The following is a 14,035-nucleotide window of genomic DNA, read 5'->3' as shown; positions in this document are numbered from 1 at the left end:
CATATGTCCAGTTTCCTGCCTCCGTTCGTTTCGAGCGCAGTCGAGAAACGGTCAAGAAAACCGTTACAAGAACACCTTGGCCTTCCCCTCACGCCCGGCCGCCCATCCCAGCAGCGCCGCGCCCGCCAGCACCGCCGCCGCGATCAGGAAGGCGCTGCCTATGAAGGGCAGCATCGGGCCCGGTCCCACCGACATGGAATAGATGGCGCCGAAAAAGAGCGGCGACAAAATGCCCGCGATCGATCCGACGCTGTTGTTCGCGCCCTGCAACTGGCCCTGCTCGGTTTCCGACACGCGCTGTGTCATCAGCGACTGGATCGTCGGCATGGCAAGGCCCCAGAGCGCATTGGGGAACATGGCCGCCACGAACAGCCAGCCGGTCGGGGCCAGTCCCATCGCCGCTATGCCGACCGCGCCGAAGCCGAGGCCCGCGACCATCGTCGCCCGGTCGCCCAGCCGCTTCACCACCGGGCCCACCAATATGCCCTGCACACCCATATCCATCAGGCCCACCAGCGCCAGCAACGTCCCTACCTGCCACGCGCCCCAGCCATAGCGGTCGCCCGCATAGAGCACGAACACCGCCGAAAAGAGGTGATGCGCGAAATAAAGCAGGAAATTGACGATGGAGAGGCTCGACAGTTCCGGATGCGACCGCAGCAGCTTGAGCGCGCCGAAGGGGTTGGCGCGCTTCCAGGAAAATTCCATGCGCTTCTCGCGCGCCAGTGATTCGGGCAGCACAAACAGCCCGTAGAAGAAGGCGAGGGCGGACAGCCCCGCCGCCGCCCAGAAGGGCGCGCGCACCGAAATCTCGCCCAGCACTCCGCCCAACAGCGGCCCGGCGACGAAGCCGCCGCTGAACGCCGCGCCGATCAGCCCATAGCCGCGCGCCCTTTTGTCAGGCGGGGTGATGTCGGCCATATAGGCGAATGTCGATGTAAAGCTGGACGATGTGACGCCTGCCAAAATGCGGCCCAGCGCCAGCCACCACAGATTGGGCGCAACCGCCATTAGCAGGAAGTCGAGCGCCAGCCCAGCGACTGAAATCAGGATCACCGGCCGTCGCCCGAAACGGTCGGACAGCGAACCGATCACCGGCGAACAGAGAAACTGCATCGCCGCCCACAGCGCCACGAACAGCCCGTTCCACAATCCCGCCGCACTGGTCGATCCGGAAAGCTGCTCGATCAGTTGCGGCAGCACCGGGATGATGATCCCCATCGACATGACGTCGAGCAGTGCGGTCACCAGGATGAAGGCGATCGCCGCGCGGGGAGGGGCAGGGGGAGAGGACATGAGGCTGCGCTAGAGCCATGGGCGGCGGATGCCAAGGGGCCGTTCAGCGCCGCCGATGTCCGCTCCGCTTATATGCGCTCAATCGAACTCATAAGCCCTCTCGCCATGAAGGCTGAGGTCAAGACCGTCATGTTCCTGCTCGGCATTGACCCGCATCGGCAGAAGCAGGGCCGCCGCCCGTGCCACGATCAGTGTCGCGACTGCCGACCAAAGGGCGACGATCAGCACCGCTTCCGCCTGCACCAGCAATTGACTCCCAACGCTCAGGCCGGTGCCCAATCCGGTGCCGCCCAGCGTTTCGCTGGCGAAGACCGCGAGGAGGATCGAGCCCAGCATCCCGCCCACGCCGTGGACGGCGAACACGTCAAGGCTGTCGTCCACCTTCCAGCGATGCTTCACCCCCAGCACGGCGGCGAAGCAGACAAGCGAGCCAAGAATCCCGATGATGACCGCGCCCGTGGGTGAAACATATCCGGCAGCAGGCGTGATCGTTGCCAGCCCCGCCACCGCGCCGGTCACGACGCCGATCGACGTCGGCTTGCCGATCTTCAGATGCTCGGCCGCTGCCCAAGTGAGCGCCGCCGACGACGCAGCCAGATGCGTTGCGATGATGGCGGAGCCTGCTGCACCATCGGCGACCAGAGCCGATCCGCCGTTGAAACCGAACCAGCCGACCCACAGCATGCCTGCGCCGATCATCGTCATCGCCGGGCTGTGCGGCGGTATCATCGAATTGGGGAAGCCCTTCCGCGGCCCGATCATGATCGCCATCACCAGCGCTGCGATGCCCGCCGTGGTATGAACCACGATGCCGCCCGCAAAGTCCCGCGCGCCCCATTGCGCCAACCAGCCATTATCCCACAGCCAATGCGCGGCCGGGGCATAGACCAGCACCAGCCACAGTGCGGAAAACAGCATCAGCCAGCCAAACCGCACCCGCTCGGGAAACGCACCGACGATCAGGGCAGGGGTGATGATCGCGAATGTCATCTGATAAAGCGCGAAGACATTTTCGGGCACGGTCAGCCCTTCGCGGATGGCGCTGAGCCCGTTCAGCCCGATTGCAGACAGGTCGCCAATGAACGGATTATCGCCCCGGAACGCGAGGCTATAGACAAAGAGGAACCACAGGATCGACGCCAGCGCCGCGAGCCCGAAACAGTGCATCAGCACCGACAGGAAATTTTTCGCGCGCACCAGCCCGCCATAGAAAAGCGCCAGGCCCGGCAATGTCATAAACAGAACAAGCGCGGCGCCAAGGATCAGCAGCAGCGTGTCCGCCTTGTCGATAGTCCTGGCGGCAGGAGCGGCCGCAGCCACGCTCGCGCAGGATGCAAGGCAGCCCGCCACCCCAAGACGAAATATTCCGCGCAACATGATAGCTTTTCCCTGCCGCCCCATTTTCTGCCGTGCGGCAGCTAGCCTCGGGCAAAGCTTCACGCAATGCGGAACATCGGGCGGAAACAGGAAAGAAGCCTGTCAGACGCGGAAAGGTCTGTCTTCAACGCATTCGAAAGCGGTCATGACTCCATTGGGGAAGTGAATTGCCGTTTGAAGCAGTGGCCGATCAGCGCGGCGCGGGCTCCCGACGGACATAGACGTTCGCGATCCGGCCGTTCTGGATGGAGCAGGTGAAATGCCGCGATCTGCCGTCCTGCGTCCGCCAGCCGGAGCGGACCTCGATATCGCCTTCCACATCATAGCCGTTCCGGGTTTCGCGCGGCTCCTGCACCTGGCGAACCTCGGCATAGCCGCCATCGCGTTCGGCCTCTTCCCGGGCGGCAAGGGCACAGCTGGTGATCGCGTCCTCGTCCTCCTCGGGCTCGGCCTGGGTCACGGCATCCTGGCGGCGGAGACGATCATCGCGTGGGTCGGAGTCCGATTGGTTGGGGTCTTTCGCCGCGACGTCTGAGAAATCATCGTCGGCGCGGGGCTGGGCGGCCTGGCTCTCGGAGTCATCGGGCGCGGAGGGCTGGGCGTCGTCCGGCCAGTCGTCCTGTTCCTGCAGGTCGCTTTGCCGCGGCTGATAGCCCTGCGCTACCGCTACGCCGCTCGCCAGCAGCGCTGCGGCCAGCACCGATCCCTTGATCCAACCCGCTTTGCCCGTCATCCCGGTGGCTCCTCTTCATTGCGGGGAGGCTCCTACACCCGACCGGCTGTCGCGCGGCTGAACGCTGATCAGGGCGCTGCGCGGATCTTGAGCCCCGTATGATAGGCCGCGAAGGCGTAGCTATCGGCGTATTCTTCGATCAGCTTGTCGATAGGCTTGCCCGATCCATGTCCCGCGCGGGTGTCCACGCGCAGCAGTCGCGGCTTGGGGCCAAGGTTCGCCGCCTGCAACGCGGCGGCATATTTGAAGCTGTGCGCCGGCACCACGCGGTCGTCGGTATCGGCGGTGCTCACCAGGATCGCCGGATAATCCTGCCCCTCGCGGATATTATGATAGGGCGAATAGGCACGCAGCAGCCGGAAGTCCGCTTCGCGATCCGGCGACCCGTAATCCTCGATCCAGTAGCGCCCGGCCGTGAAGCGGTCGAAGCGCAGCATGTCCATCACGCCCACCGCCGGGAGCGCGGCGGCGAACAGGTCGGGCCGCTGGTTCACCACCGCCCCCACCAGCAGCCCGCCATTGGACCGCCCCTCGATCGCCAGCCCGTCCCTGGACGTATAGCCCTGTGCCTTCAGCCACTCGCCCGCCGCGATGAAATCGTCGAACACATTCTGCTTGTTCGCCGCCCGCCCGGCATCATACCAGGCGCGGCCATATTCTCCGCCGCCGCGCAGGTTCGCGACCGCATAGACGCCGCCCTGTTCCAGCCAGGCGAGCCGTGTCGCCGAATAGCCGGGCGTCAGCGATATGTTGAAACCGCCATAGCCGTACAGGATCGTCGGCGCGGGGGTTTTCGACAGCGCCAGCGCCTTCTTGCGGATGATCGTCATCGGGATCAGCGTGCCGTCCTTCGACGGATAGCTCACCTGTTCGATACCGAACTGCTCCGGGTCGAAGGGCAACTCCGGCCGCGCGAACAGGTCGTAGCGCATGGTCGCCGTATCGAAGCGGTAGATGCTCGCCGGGCTCACGAAACCGGAAAAGCTGAAGAAGGTTTCCGGATCACCGTCCCGCCCCGAAAAGCCCGCGGCCGTGCCCACTCCTGGCAGCGGCACGTCGCTCACGCGCCGCCCGTCCAGCTCGACCAGGTCCGCCACCGTCTGCGCATCGGTCGCATAGGCGAGGATCAGCCGGTTGCCGACCAGCGCGCCGCCGGCCAGGCTGTCCTTTCGCTCCGGCACCACTACCCGCAGGTCCCGCCAGCGGTGGCGCGCATCGATTGCGACCACCCGCAGATGCGGCGAATCCAGGTCCGTGATGAAATAGAGCGTTGATCCCCGGCTGCCGATCAGCCGCCAGTCGTTGGCGATCCCCCGCACCAGCGCCCGCAGCTTCAGCCGCCCGCCGGTCAGCTCCGCCACCCGCAATTCGCGGCGCGGATCGGTGCCCTCGAAGGAACTGACCAGCAGCCAGCGCCCGTCGCCCGTCACCTGCGCCATATGGCCGAGCTTGGGCCGATCCGGCGTCGCATAGACCAGCACATCCTGCGCCTGCGCCTGTCCCAGGCGATGATAGAAGATCTGCTGCCCCAGATTTTCCGAGCGATAGGCTTCCTGCGGCGCGGCGAAACGCGCGTAGAAAAATCCCTCGCTCCGCCCGTCCCAGGCCAGTTGCGAGAATTTCACCCATTCGATCCGGTCGTCCAGCACCTTGCCGCTGTCGACGTCCAGTATCTTGAGCGTGCGCCAGTCGCTGCCCGCCTCCTGAACCGCATAGAGCAGGCGGCGGCCGTCGGGGGAGGGCGCCCATTCGGCAAGCGCCACTCCGCCGTCCTCCGCCCAGCTATTGGGATCGATCACCAGCCGTTGGGCCCCGTTCAGCCCCTCCCGCACATAGAGCGGGGTCTGCCGTTCCAGCCCGCTATTATAGCCGTAGAAATAGCGCTTCCCGGCCTTGCGCGGCAGGGTGAAGCGGCCGTGGGAGAATAGCGCCTCGATCCGCTTGCGCAGGATCGTGCGCCCCGGCAACGGGTCGAGCGACCGGCGGGTGAGCGCGTTTTCCCGCGCCACCCAGTCGCGTACGGCCGGGTCGGTGCGCACGTCATTTTCCAGCCAGCGATAGGGATCGGCGACCTTTATGCCGAAATGCTCCTCGACCAGGTCCGTCCGCTTGGCCACCGGATAGCGAAGCGCGCCGCCGCGATCTGCGGCGCCCGCATCGCGTTCGGCTGCAGCAGGGGAGGCCGCCGCGAGCAGGACCAGCGATGCCAGTAGCAGCCGAAAAGCGCGCATCTCTCCCGTTCGTATCGTTGAAAATGAAACAGGCCACGGCTCGATTGAGCCATGGCCTGTGTCTAATCTATTGATCCGCCTTTGGTAAAGCGGATGTGCCTATCAGGCCGCTTCCAGCTCGTCCGCGTCGGCGTTCTGGACCGGACCCGAATCCTGACCCTTCGCATCGACATCACGATCGACCAGTTCGATGATCGCGATCGGCGCCGCGTCCGAAGCGCGGATGCCGGCTTTGATCACGCGGGTGTAGCCGCCGTTGCGATCCTTGTAGCGCTCGGCCAGAACTTCGAACAGCTTGGTCAGCTGGGTGTCGTCCTGCAGGCGGGCATGGGCCAGACGGCGGTTCGACAGGCCACCCTTCTTGGCGAGGGTGATCAGCTTTTCGACGTAGGGACGCAGTTCCTTCGCCTTGGGCGTGGTCGTCAGGATCTGCTCATGCTTGATGAGCGAAGCGGCGAGGTTGCGGAGCAGCGAGTTACGATGCCCGGCGCTGCGCTGCAGCTTACGATGACCAACCTTGTGACGCATATCTTCTTCCTTCGTTCGTTAAGGGCCCGTGTAAGGTAGCCCAGACCAGGCGGTGTTCAGGGCCACCGCCCATCAGCCCATAATTCGTCATCCCAGCGAAAGCTGGGATCTCCTGCCCCAAGGTCGCCCGTGTGGCCCGAGACCCCAGCGTGCGCTGGGGTGACGAGTTTGGATCAGCCCAGTAGCTCCTGTTCGAGCTTCTTGGCCATTTCCTCGATATTTTCCGGCGGCCAGCCGGGGATGTCCATCCCCAGACGCAGACCCATGGACGACAGCACTTCCTTGATTTCGTTCAGCGACTTGCGGCCGAAATTGGGGGTGCGCAGCATCTCGGCTTCAGTCTTCTGAACCAGATCGCCGATATAGATGATGTTGTCGTTCTTGAGGCAGTTTGCCGAACGGACCGACAGTTCCAGCTCGTCCACCTTCTTGAGCAGGTAGCGGTTGATCTGGTTGGTGTCGCTCTCGCCCTCGGCAGCGGCCGAAGCAGCAGCGCCAGCAGCCGGAGCGGCGACGGGCAGCGCGTCTTCGAAGTGGACGAACAGCTGGAGTTGGTCCTGCAGGATGCGCGCGGCATAGGCCACCGCGTCTTCCGGCGTGACGGTGCCGTCGGTTTCGACGGTCAGCGACAGCTTGTCATAGTCCAGTTCCTGGCCGACGCGGGTGTTGTCCACCTTGTAGGCGACCTGACGGACCGGCGAGTAGAGCGCGTCGATCGGGATAAGGCCGATCGGCGCGTCGGCCGGACGGTTGGCGACGGCGGGGACATAGCCCTTGCCGATGTCAGCAGTCAGTTCCATGTTCAGCGTCGCGCCCTGGTCCAGGTGACAGATCACCAGGTCGGGGTTCATCACTTCGATGTCGCCGACGGTGGTGATGTCACCCGCGCGCACTTCGCCGGGGCCAGTGGCGGACAGCTGGAGACGGCGAGGACCGTCGCCTTCCATGCGCAGCGCAACCTGCTTGATGTTGAGGACGATGTCCGTGACGTCCTCACGCACACCGGCGAGGGAGGAGAATTCGTGCAGGACGTTCTCGATCTTGATCGAGGTGACCGCCGCGCCCTGGAGCGAGGAGAGAAGAACCCGGCGCAGCGCGTTGCCAAGCGTCAGGCCAAAGCCGCGCTCCAGCGGTTCGGCGACGAAGGTCGCCTTGCGCTTGCCGTCGCCCGCCGCCTTGATCTCCAGGCTGTTGGGCTTCTTCAATTCCTGCCAGTTCTTCATGTTGACAGTCATGTATTTCCCCTAGGGATGAGGCCGGTAACGCTGAAATCCTGACCCGACAGGACGTTCCGGCCGATGCAAACGGGTGAGCGGGCGGCGCGTCCGCCGCCCGGCAAGCCTCGCGCCGGAGTTAGACGCGGCGGCGCTTGGAAGGACGCACGCCGTTGTGCGGGATCGGCGTCACGTCGCGGATGGAGGTGATGTGGAAGCCAACGGCCTGCAACGCGCGAAGAGCCGATTCACGGCCCGAACCGGGGCCCTTCACTTCGACTTCCAGGGTGCGCACGCCATGTTCGGCGGCCTTGCGGCCAGCGTCTTCGGCGCAAACCTGCGCGGCATAAGGGGTCGATTTACGGCTGCCCTTGAAGCCCATCATGCCGGCCGAGGACCAGCTGATCGCATTGCCCTGGGCGTCGGTGATGGTCACCATGGTGTTGTTGAAGCTGGCGTTGACGTGCGCCACGCCGGCCGAGATGTTCTTGCGTTCGCGGCGCTTAATGCGCTGGGGTTCGCGTGCCATTTTGCTCTATCCTACTGAAATCGTTTAAAAGCAGAAGTCGCCGGAGGGTCAAGCCGAAGGGCCGACCCTCAACGATTACTTCTTCTTGCCGGCGATCGGCTTCGCCTTGCCCTTGCGGGTGCGCGCATTGGTGTGCGTGCGCTGGCCGCGGACCGGCAGGCCCTTGCGATGACGCAGGCCGCGATAGCAGGCCAGGTCCATCAGGCGCTTGATGTTCATCGCGGTTTCGCGGCGCAGGTCGCCTTCAACGGTAAGGTCGGCGTCGATGGCTTCGCGAATCTGCAGGACTTCGGCGTCCGACAGGTCCTGAACGCGGCGGCCGTGGTCGATGCCCAGCTTGTCGGCCAGATCGACGGCGGTCTTGCGACCGATGCCGTGAATGTAGGTGAGCGCGATGATCACGCGCTTGTTGGTCGGGATGTTGACACCCGCAATACGTGCCATGGTAATCTGTACTCCTGCTCCACGGGGCGGTTGGCGCCGTCCCATCTCAAAGCGTCCAGGCCGGAGCCCTAGAAGGACTTCGGCCGATTCGATAGCCCCCGAGACGCAAAAAAGACGGCCAGTGCCATGCACCGCCGCTCACCAGCGTGTCCGGGATGGGCCAGCCCCTAGCGATTCGGCGGGAAACTGTCAATCGCGCGGCGCTTGTTTTGCACGCTGAGAGATGCGCCTCCTTAGCCCTGGACGGCTCCTGGTCGCCGTTCGCCACGAGCCTGTCCTTGGCGGCAAGTCGAAGAGCGCTTGCATCTGGGAATAAGGACAAGTCTGCCGGGGGCCTTCCCCTCGCCAACGCCCCTTCGCCTCATCCGGCCCTTTTCCGGTTGAAGCGCGCCCCCGGCCTCGGGCATGACGGCATTATGCGTCTTCACCCGATCCCGGCCGCGTTCGCGCCCTTGCTGTTTCTGCTCCCTTCCTGTGTCGGCGCGCCCGATCAGGCGCAACGCCCGGCGCCCCGGCAAGTCCCGCCGCGCGCCGCTCCGGCTCCTGCGCCCGCTTCCGCTCCCGCGCCGCTCGAGTGGCAATATCGTCCCGCCACGCCCGGCAACTGGACCTATCGTCAGGAAGGGCAGGGATCGGCGGCCCTTTTCACCAGCCCCGCGGCCGGGCCGCTGCTGACGCTGCGCTGCGACCCTGCGGCCGGCCGCATCAGCCTGCTCCGCGCGGGAGCCGGCCAGGCGGCGATGACCTTGCGCACCAGCTACGGCGCCGTCAACTGGCCCGCCGCCGCCTCACCTTCCGGCACGATTGCCACCCGCGCGGCAAGCGACGCGGCGCTCGATCAGATCGCTTACAGCCGCGGCCGTTTCGCCGTCGAGGTGCAAGGGCTCGATACGCTCATCATACCCGCCTGGGCAGAGGTTGGCCGCGTCATAGAGGATTGCCGCCGCTAATGCGTACTTCTCGCATATCTTGTGGGCCGATTGCCGTGCCAAGCACCAGATCGGCTTTTCGGACGGACGCGCTAGTATGATTCCAAAAAAGAATTTTACAAGACTTGATCATGTCTTCCGTCTGATTCACAGTCCATCTCGTGGCCAGGTCTAGGACGGTTTTCCAAGATGGGCCGCGCGGGGCTTCAACAGTCGAAAGGAGGTGATCCGATGTCTCATGGTTCAGCAGTGAGGTCGGTCAAGTCCATTCGGGAAACGCGCCGCTGAGCGACGCCGTCAGCGTCGATCTTCTTCAGCATTGGGACATCTGACACGCGATATGTCGCGAAGGACGTCTCATACTCGCGAAGATAGCGCGATCCACGTTTTCCTTGGGCGGCACTTCCGGCCGCTGTGACCATGTCAATGATGGGCCGCTGGGACTTATCTACCCAGCGGCCCCTCTCATTTATGGGGTGCAGTGCGTTTCAATTCCCTCGCCCTTCCAAAGAGAGCGAGAGGGGCCGTCATCCTACCGCTCGACCCCCTTGACCTTCCCCCAGGCCCGCGCCGCAGTGTATCCCAGATATCCCGTGCCAAACAGCGCATAGAGCGGCTCCGGCAGCGCCTCGAAATAGGCCCGCATCGCCCGCACGATCGCCGCTGCAACCTCCGGCCGCGCCCCGCCAATCAGCCCAAGCGGCACCGACCAGAGCAGCAGTCCATACATGACATAGAGAAAGGCCGGCCGCGCCCGCGCCGTCCATCGGTCGGTCCGGGTCCGCCTGAGCTTGATGTGGCTCATTAGTAACCGATCCGGTTCGCCAGCCACCCATAGAGAAACGCCTCATTGGCGGGCCGGCCCTCCGCCAGCGCGACATAGCGTTCCCCCTGCAGCGCCTCCATCGCCTTCAGCAGCACCTTTTCCCCCGCCTTGCCGCGCAGCCGCATGAAGGCGCCGAGCGCCGCCAGCGTTTTCGCCCCGATCAGTTGGTCGGCCTTCAGGTCGGGATAGTCCCGCTGATTGCGGTTAAGTGCATTGAGCGCCCGCTGCAGGAAGCGGGTGGCTGTCGCGGGTCCCATGTTGACCGCGCTGTCGAACAACTCCCCCGCGACATTCGGCGCGATCTCCGCGACGAAGCCATAACCGGGCCGCTCCCAATAGAGCCGCCGGTATATCGCTTCCGCCACGGCGCGTGGCAACTGTCGCATATCGCCCGCATAGCCATTGGCGCGCGCAACGGCCTGGGTGATGCCGAAATTGGTAGGACCGCCGCGATCCGCCGGGTGGTTGCTATAGCCGCCCTCCCGCGCAATCACTTCATCGATCAGCGCCGCAACATCCATTAACCTGCCTCCTCTGTCCGAATGAGGCGGATCATTTATCCCATCTGGTTCGCTGTAGGACAGCAAAAATCGCTGCCGCCGAGCAGAAATAGGAAAAGTTGGATTCTGGTTGGGGATGGAAGAGCGCCCGCAAAAACGCGTTCAGTTCGCTACTTCATTTATGATTTTGGTCGGGACGAGAGGATTCGAACCTCCGACCCCCACACCCCCAGTGTGATGCGCTACCAGGCTGCGCTACGTCCCGACCGGAGCGGCGGCACATAGAAGCATGTTTGAGAACATGCAAGCGTTTCGGCGCAGCCTTTTTGCCTCATTTCACAATCCCTAATCATATTGCTTCGCTATCCCCATCTGTGTTAGCCGCGCGCCCTTGATCCGCAGCTGATTGAACAGCCAGCGGCACGACAAGACAAAAGGCGAAAGTCCCACCCATGCTCATTACCCCAGCCTTTGCCCAGACCGCGGGCGAGCAATCGTCCGGCGCTTCCATGCTGGTGCAGATGGCGCCGCTCGTCCTCATCTTCGTCGTCTTCTACTTCCTGCTGATCCGCCCGCAGCAAAAGCGGATGAAGGAGCATAAGGCGAAGATCGACGCCGTCAAAAAGGGCGATCAGGTGGTGACCGGTGGCGGCTTGGTTGGGAAGGTCGCCCGCGTCGATGAACATTATGTCGATGTCGAACTCGCGCCCGGCATGAAGGTGAAGGCCGTCAAGTCCACGCTGACCGACGTCGTCGATCCGGCGACCGCCAAGCCCGCAAACGACTGATCGCCGGATGCTGAACTTCTCGCGCTGGGCCATCGCGGCGATTTTGCTGCCTCTGGTCATCGGCATCCTGTGTGCGGTGCCGAGCTTCCTGCCCGACACGACGGTCGAGCGGCTGCCGCACTTCATGCAGACCCGTGTCAATCTGGGCCTCGACCTTTCGGGGGGCAGCCATCTGCTGCTCGAAGCCTCGACACAGGATGTGGCCAAACAGCGGCTCGCCAACATGGAGGAGCAGGTTCGCACCGAACTGCGCCGTGGCGCGCCGCGGATCGCGATCGGTGACATCTCCAGCCGCGACGGGAAGCTCAGCTTCATGGTCCGCGATCCTGCGCAGGTCGATGCCGCGGTCGAGCGCATCCGACCTTTGACCCAAGGCGCGGGTCTTACGGGTCAGCGCGACTTCAATGTGGAGGTGGTGAACAGTTCCACGGTCGTGATCACGCCGACAGAGGCGGGGATCGACAATGCGGTCAAGGGCGCGATGGAAGTCGCGACCGAAGTGATCCGCAAGCGCATCGACGAAATGGGCACCCGCGAGCCCACGATCCAGCAGCAGGGTGGAAACCGCATCGTTGTCCAGGTGCCGGGCCTTCAGAATCCAAAGGCGCTCAAGGACCTCCTCGGGCAGACCGCCAAGCTCGAATTCAAGCTCGTCGATACCAGCGCCAATCCTGCCGAAGTCGCCCAAGGCCGCGCTCCGGTCGGCAGCGAAGTGCTGCCTTATCCCGCCAATCCATCCGGCGTTCCGGCGATCGCCGTGAAGCGGCAGGTCATGGTGTCGGGCGAGGATTTGACGGACGCCACGCAGGGCTATGACCAGAATAACCAGGCGATCGTCAACATCCGCTTCAACGGATCGGGAGGCCGTAAATTCGGCCAAGTAACGTCGCAGAATGTCAACCGGCCCTTCGCCATCATCCTGGACGGCAAGGTGTTGTCAGCGCCGAACATCAACGAGCCGATCCTTGGCGGCTCCGCTCAGATCAGCGGTAACTTCACGGTGGAAAGCGCCAATCAGCTAGCCATCGCGCTCCGCTCGGGCAAGCTGCCGGTGGCCCTGACTGTCGTCGAAGAACGCACTGTCGGCCCGCAGCTCGGCGCTGACTCGATCCGCGCGGGCCTGCTGGCGTCGGTTATCGCCGTTGCCGCTGTCGCGATCTTCATGTTCGCCAGCTACGGCCGCTTCGGCATGTATGCGAACATGGCCGTCGCCATCAACGTGCTCGTGATCCTTGGCGTCATGGGCATGCTCGGCGCGACGCTGACGCTGCCAGGCATTGCGGGATTTGTGCTCACGATCGGCACCGCGGTGGACGCCAACGTCCTCATCTATGAACGCATCCGCGAAGAGCGGCGGCGCGGGCGCGGCGTCGTGCAGGCGATCCAGTTCGGTTACAAAGAAGCCAGCCGCACCATCTTCGAAGCCAACGTGACCCATGCCATCGCGGGCGGCATCATGCTTGCGCTGGGTTCCGGCCCGGTCAAGGGCTTCGCCATCGTGCTGCTGATCGGCATCGCGACCAGCGTGTTCACTGCCGTGACCTTCACCCGCCTGCTCGCGTCGCGCTGGCTCCGTGCCAAGCGTCCGACCGAGATCCACATTTAAGGGGCCGGGAGAAAGACCCATGAAACTTCTGAAGCTCGTCCCCGACAATACCAATATCGGCTTTGTGAAGCTGCGCCACTGGGCCTTCGCCCTGACGGCGTTGCTGACCGTGCTTGCCGTCGGCGCCACCGCCTATCGCGGCCTCAACCTGGGCGTCGATTTCGTCGGGGGCCTGATGATCGAGGCGCGCTTTCCGCAGGCTGTCGAAACCGACCGTGTTCGCAGCACGATCGCGGCGTTGGATGTGGGCGAAAGCTCGCTCCAGCAGTTTGGCGATCCCAACACCGTGCAGATCCGCCTTCCGCTGCCCGAACAGGGCGGTGCTGGTGCAGCGAACGCGGTTGTCGAAAAGACGCGTAACGCCATGACGGCCCAATTCCCGGGCGTTACCTTCTCCCGTTACGACACGGTGTCGGGCAAGGTATCCGGCGAGTTGATCCAGAACGGCGTGTTGGCGGTGATGCTGGCCGTGATCGGCATCGCGATCTTTTCCTGGTTCCGCTACGAATGGCAGTTCGGCGTCTCGACTTTCGTCGCGATCATGCACGACGTGCTGATGACGCTCGGCTTCTTCGCCATCACCCAGCTTGAATTCGACCTCAATATCGTGGCCGCCGTGCTGACGATCGTCGGCTATTCGATCAACGACAAGATGGTGATCGACGATCGTATCCGCGAGAATATGCGCAAATATCGCAAGATGGATATGAAGGCGCTCATCGATCTGTCCGTCAACGAAACGCTGCCGCGTACGGTCATGACCTCGGTCACCGTGATGCTCGCCCTTGGCGCACTGCTGCTCTTTGGGGGCCATGTGCTGCGCGGCTTCACCGCCGCCATGATGCTGGGCATCATCGTCGGCACCTATTCTTCGGTTTATGTGTCGTCGTCGTTGCTGATCACGCTCGGTCTTTCGCCCCAGCTGGCGGAGCGCAAGGCGAGCAAGACCAACATTGCCGATCGCGCCGAGCGCCTCGGGCCGCGTGATGATGGGGCGCGGCCCTGACCGACAAGCGCACCGGCATCGAACTGCG

At 64.0% G+C, this 14,035-nt stretch carries 14 protein-coding genes and 1 tRNA gene; 4 read left to right on the top strand and 11 right to left on the bottom strand.

All coding sequences use genetic code 11. The features are described 5' to 3' along the window. Positions 1-63 precede the first annotated feature (63 nt). From ACFO3E_RS01590 to rpsM, 8 genes are all read right to left on the bottom strand, one after another. Entirely contained in the window at positions 64-1,296 is a 1,233-nt protein-coding gene (locus ACFO3E_RS01590) for a TCR/Tet family MFS transporter (protein WP_066525492.1), read from the bottom strand. Between the two features lie 78 nt (positions 1,297-1,374). After that, a complete protein-coding gene (locus ACFO3E_RS01585; protein WP_380801919.1) occupies positions 1,375-2,673 on the bottom strand; it encodes an ammonium transporter in 1,299 nt (432 codons plus the stop codon). A gap of 190 nt (positions 2,674-2,863) precedes the next feature. Beyond that, positions 2,864-3,406 carry a hypothetical protein gene (locus tag ACFO3E_RS01580; RefSeq protein ID WP_380801916.1) on the bottom strand — a complete coding sequence of 181 codons (543 nt, stop codon included), beginning with the start codon at positions 3,404-3,406 and terminating at the stop codon, positions 2,864-2,866. Positions 3,407-3,474: 68 nt separating this feature from the next. Continuing rightward, complete coding sequence (locus ACFO3E_RS01575; RefSeq protein ID WP_380801913.1) at positions 3,475-5,637, bottom strand: prolyl oligopeptidase family serine peptidase; 2,163 nt, start codon at positions 5,635-5,637, stop codon at positions 3,475-3,477. 102 nt (positions 5,638-5,739) lie between these two features. Then, positions 5,740-6,165: a 50S ribosomal protein L17 gene (rplQ, locus tag ACFO3E_RS01570; protein WP_013847805.1), complete on the bottom strand. Its 426-nt coding sequence runs from the start codon at positions 6,163-6,165 to the stop codon at positions 5,740-5,742. A gap of 173 nt (positions 6,166-6,338) precedes the next feature. Continuing rightward, positions 6,339-7,400 carry a DNA-directed RNA polymerase subunit alpha gene (locus ACFO3E_RS01565; RefSeq protein WP_066525487.1) on the bottom strand — a complete coding sequence of 354 codons (1,062 nt, stop codon included), beginning with the start codon at positions 7,398-7,400 and terminating at the stop codon, positions 6,339-6,341. 118 nt (positions 7,401-7,518) lie between these two features. Then, complete coding sequence (rpsK, locus tag ACFO3E_RS01560) at positions 7,519-7,908, bottom strand: 30S ribosomal protein S11 (protein WP_004208752.1); 390 nt, start codon at positions 7,906-7,908, stop codon at positions 7,519-7,521. 75 nt (positions 7,909-7,983) lie between these two features. Further along, positions 7,984-8,352, bottom strand: a complete 369-nt coding sequence (rpsM, locus tag ACFO3E_RS01555; RefSeq protein WP_066525485.1) for a 30S ribosomal protein S13 — start codon at positions 8,350-8,352, stop codon at positions 7,984-7,986. A gap of 416 nt (positions 8,353-8,768) precedes the next feature. Here rpsM and ACFO3E_RS01550 point away from each other — a divergent pair, with 416 nt between their 5' ends. Beyond that, complete coding sequence (locus ACFO3E_RS01550; RefSeq protein WP_380801983.1) at positions 8,769-9,302, top strand: hypothetical protein; 534 nt, start codon at positions 8,769-8,771, stop codon at positions 9,300-9,302. Between the two features lie 511 nt (positions 9,303-9,813). On the opposite strand, the gene ACFO3E_RS01545 is transcribed toward ACFO3E_RS01550, so the two are convergent. From ACFO3E_RS01545 to ACFO3E_RS01535, 3 genes are all read right to left on the bottom strand, one after another. Then, entirely contained in the window at positions 9,814-10,086 is a 273-nt protein-coding gene (locus tag ACFO3E_RS01545; RefSeq protein ID WP_380801910.1) for a 3TM-type holin, read from the bottom strand. Continuing rightward, positions 10,086-10,628, bottom strand: a complete 543-nt coding sequence (locus tag ACFO3E_RS01540; protein ID WP_380801908.1) for a glycoside hydrolase family 108 protein — start codon at positions 10,626-10,628, stop codon at positions 10,086-10,088. The genes ACFO3E_RS01545 and ACFO3E_RS01540 overlap by 1 nt, the downstream gene beginning before the upstream one ends. Positions 10,629-10,795: 167 nt before the next feature. After that, positions 10,796-10,872, bottom strand: a tRNA-Pro gene (locus ACFO3E_RS01535). 187 nt (positions 10,873-11,059) lie between these two features. Between ACFO3E_RS01535 and yajC the strand changes: the two genes are divergently transcribed. From yajC to secF, 3 genes are read left to right on the top strand one after another with little or no spacing between them, the layout of a single operon-like run. Then, complete coding sequence (yajC, locus tag ACFO3E_RS01530; RefSeq protein ID WP_066525477.1) at positions 11,060-11,395, top strand: preprotein translocase subunit YajC; 336 nt, start codon at positions 11,060-11,062, stop codon at positions 11,393-11,395. Positions 11,396-11,402: 7 nt separating this feature from the next. Then, positions 11,403-13,001: a protein translocase subunit SecD gene (gene secD, locus ACFO3E_RS01525; protein WP_066525474.1), complete on the top strand. Its 1,599-nt coding sequence runs from the start codon at positions 11,403-11,405 to the stop codon at positions 12,999-13,001. Positions 13,002-13,020: 19 nt separating this feature from the next. Next, positions 13,021-14,007, top strand: coding sequence for a protein translocase subunit SecF (gene secF / locus ACFO3E_RS01520; protein ID WP_380801904.1), 987 nt, complete (start codon positions 13,021-13,023; stop codon positions 14,005-14,007). Positions 14,008-14,035 lie beyond the last annotated feature (28 nt).

This window comes from Sphingobium tyrosinilyticum (genome assembly GCF_042654265.1).
GTDB classification, from domain to species: domain Bacteria; phylum Pseudomonadota; class Alphaproteobacteria; order Sphingomonadales; family Sphingomonadaceae; genus Sphingobium; species Sphingobium tyrosinilyticum.
This window is presented reverse-complemented; position numbering and strand designations above follow the sequence as displayed.

What these genes read in the sequence shown, in the direction of transcription:
- ACFO3E_RS01590 (WP_066525492.1), bottom strand. Translation starts at nt 1,296, where the DNA reads ATGTCCTCTCCCCCTGCCCCTCCCCGCGCGGCGATCGCCTTCATCCTG.
- ACFO3E_RS01585 (WP_380801919.1), bottom strand. Translation starts at nt 2,673, where the DNA reads ATGTTGCGCGGAATATTTCGTCTTGGGGTGGCGGGCTGCCTTGCATCC.
- ACFO3E_RS01580 (WP_380801916.1), bottom strand. Translation starts at nt 3,406, where the DNA reads ATGACGGGCAAAGCGGGTTGGATCAAGGGATCGGTGCTGGCCGCAGCG.
- ACFO3E_RS01575 (WP_380801913.1), bottom strand. Translation starts at nt 5,637, where the DNA reads ATGCGCGCTTTTCGGCTGCTACTGGCATCGCTGGTCCTGCTCGCGGCG.
- rplQ (WP_013847805.1), bottom strand. Translation starts at nt 6,165, where the DNA reads ATGCGTCACAAGGTTGGTCATCGTAAGCTGCAGCGCAGCGCCGGGCAT.
- ACFO3E_RS01565 (WP_066525487.1), bottom strand. Translation starts at nt 7,400, where the DNA reads ATGACTGTCAACATGAAGAACTGGCAGGAATTGAAGAAGCCCAACAGC.
- rpsK (WP_004208752.1), bottom strand. Translation starts at nt 7,908, where the DNA reads ATGGCACGCGAACCCCAGCGCATTAAGCGCCGCGAACGCAAGAACATC.
- rpsM (WP_066525485.1), bottom strand. Translation starts at nt 8,352, where the DNA reads ATGGCACGTATTGCGGGTGTCAACATCCCGACCAACAAGCGCGTGATC.
- ACFO3E_RS01550 (WP_380801983.1), top strand. Translation starts at nt 8,769, where the DNA reads ATGCGTCTTCACCCGATCCCGGCCGCGTTCGCGCCCTTGCTGTTTCTG.
- ACFO3E_RS01545 (WP_380801910.1), bottom strand. Translation starts at nt 10,086, where the DNA reads ATGAGCCACATCAAGCTCAGGCGGACCCGGACCGACCGATGGACGGCG.
- ACFO3E_RS01540 (WP_380801908.1), bottom strand. Translation starts at nt 10,628, where the DNA reads ATGGATGTTGCGGCGCTGATCGATGAAGTGATTGCGCGGGAGGGCGGC.
- yajC (WP_066525477.1), top strand. Translation starts at nt 11,060, where the DNA reads ATGCTCATTACCCCAGCCTTTGCCCAGACCGCGGGCGAGCAATCGTCC.
- secD (WP_066525474.1), top strand. Translation starts at nt 11,403, where the DNA reads ATGCTGAACTTCTCGCGCTGGGCCATCGCGGCGATTTTGCTGCCTCTG.
- secF (WP_380801904.1), top strand. Translation starts at nt 13,021, where the DNA reads ATGAAACTTCTGAAGCTCGTCCCCGACAATACCAATATCGGCTTTGTG.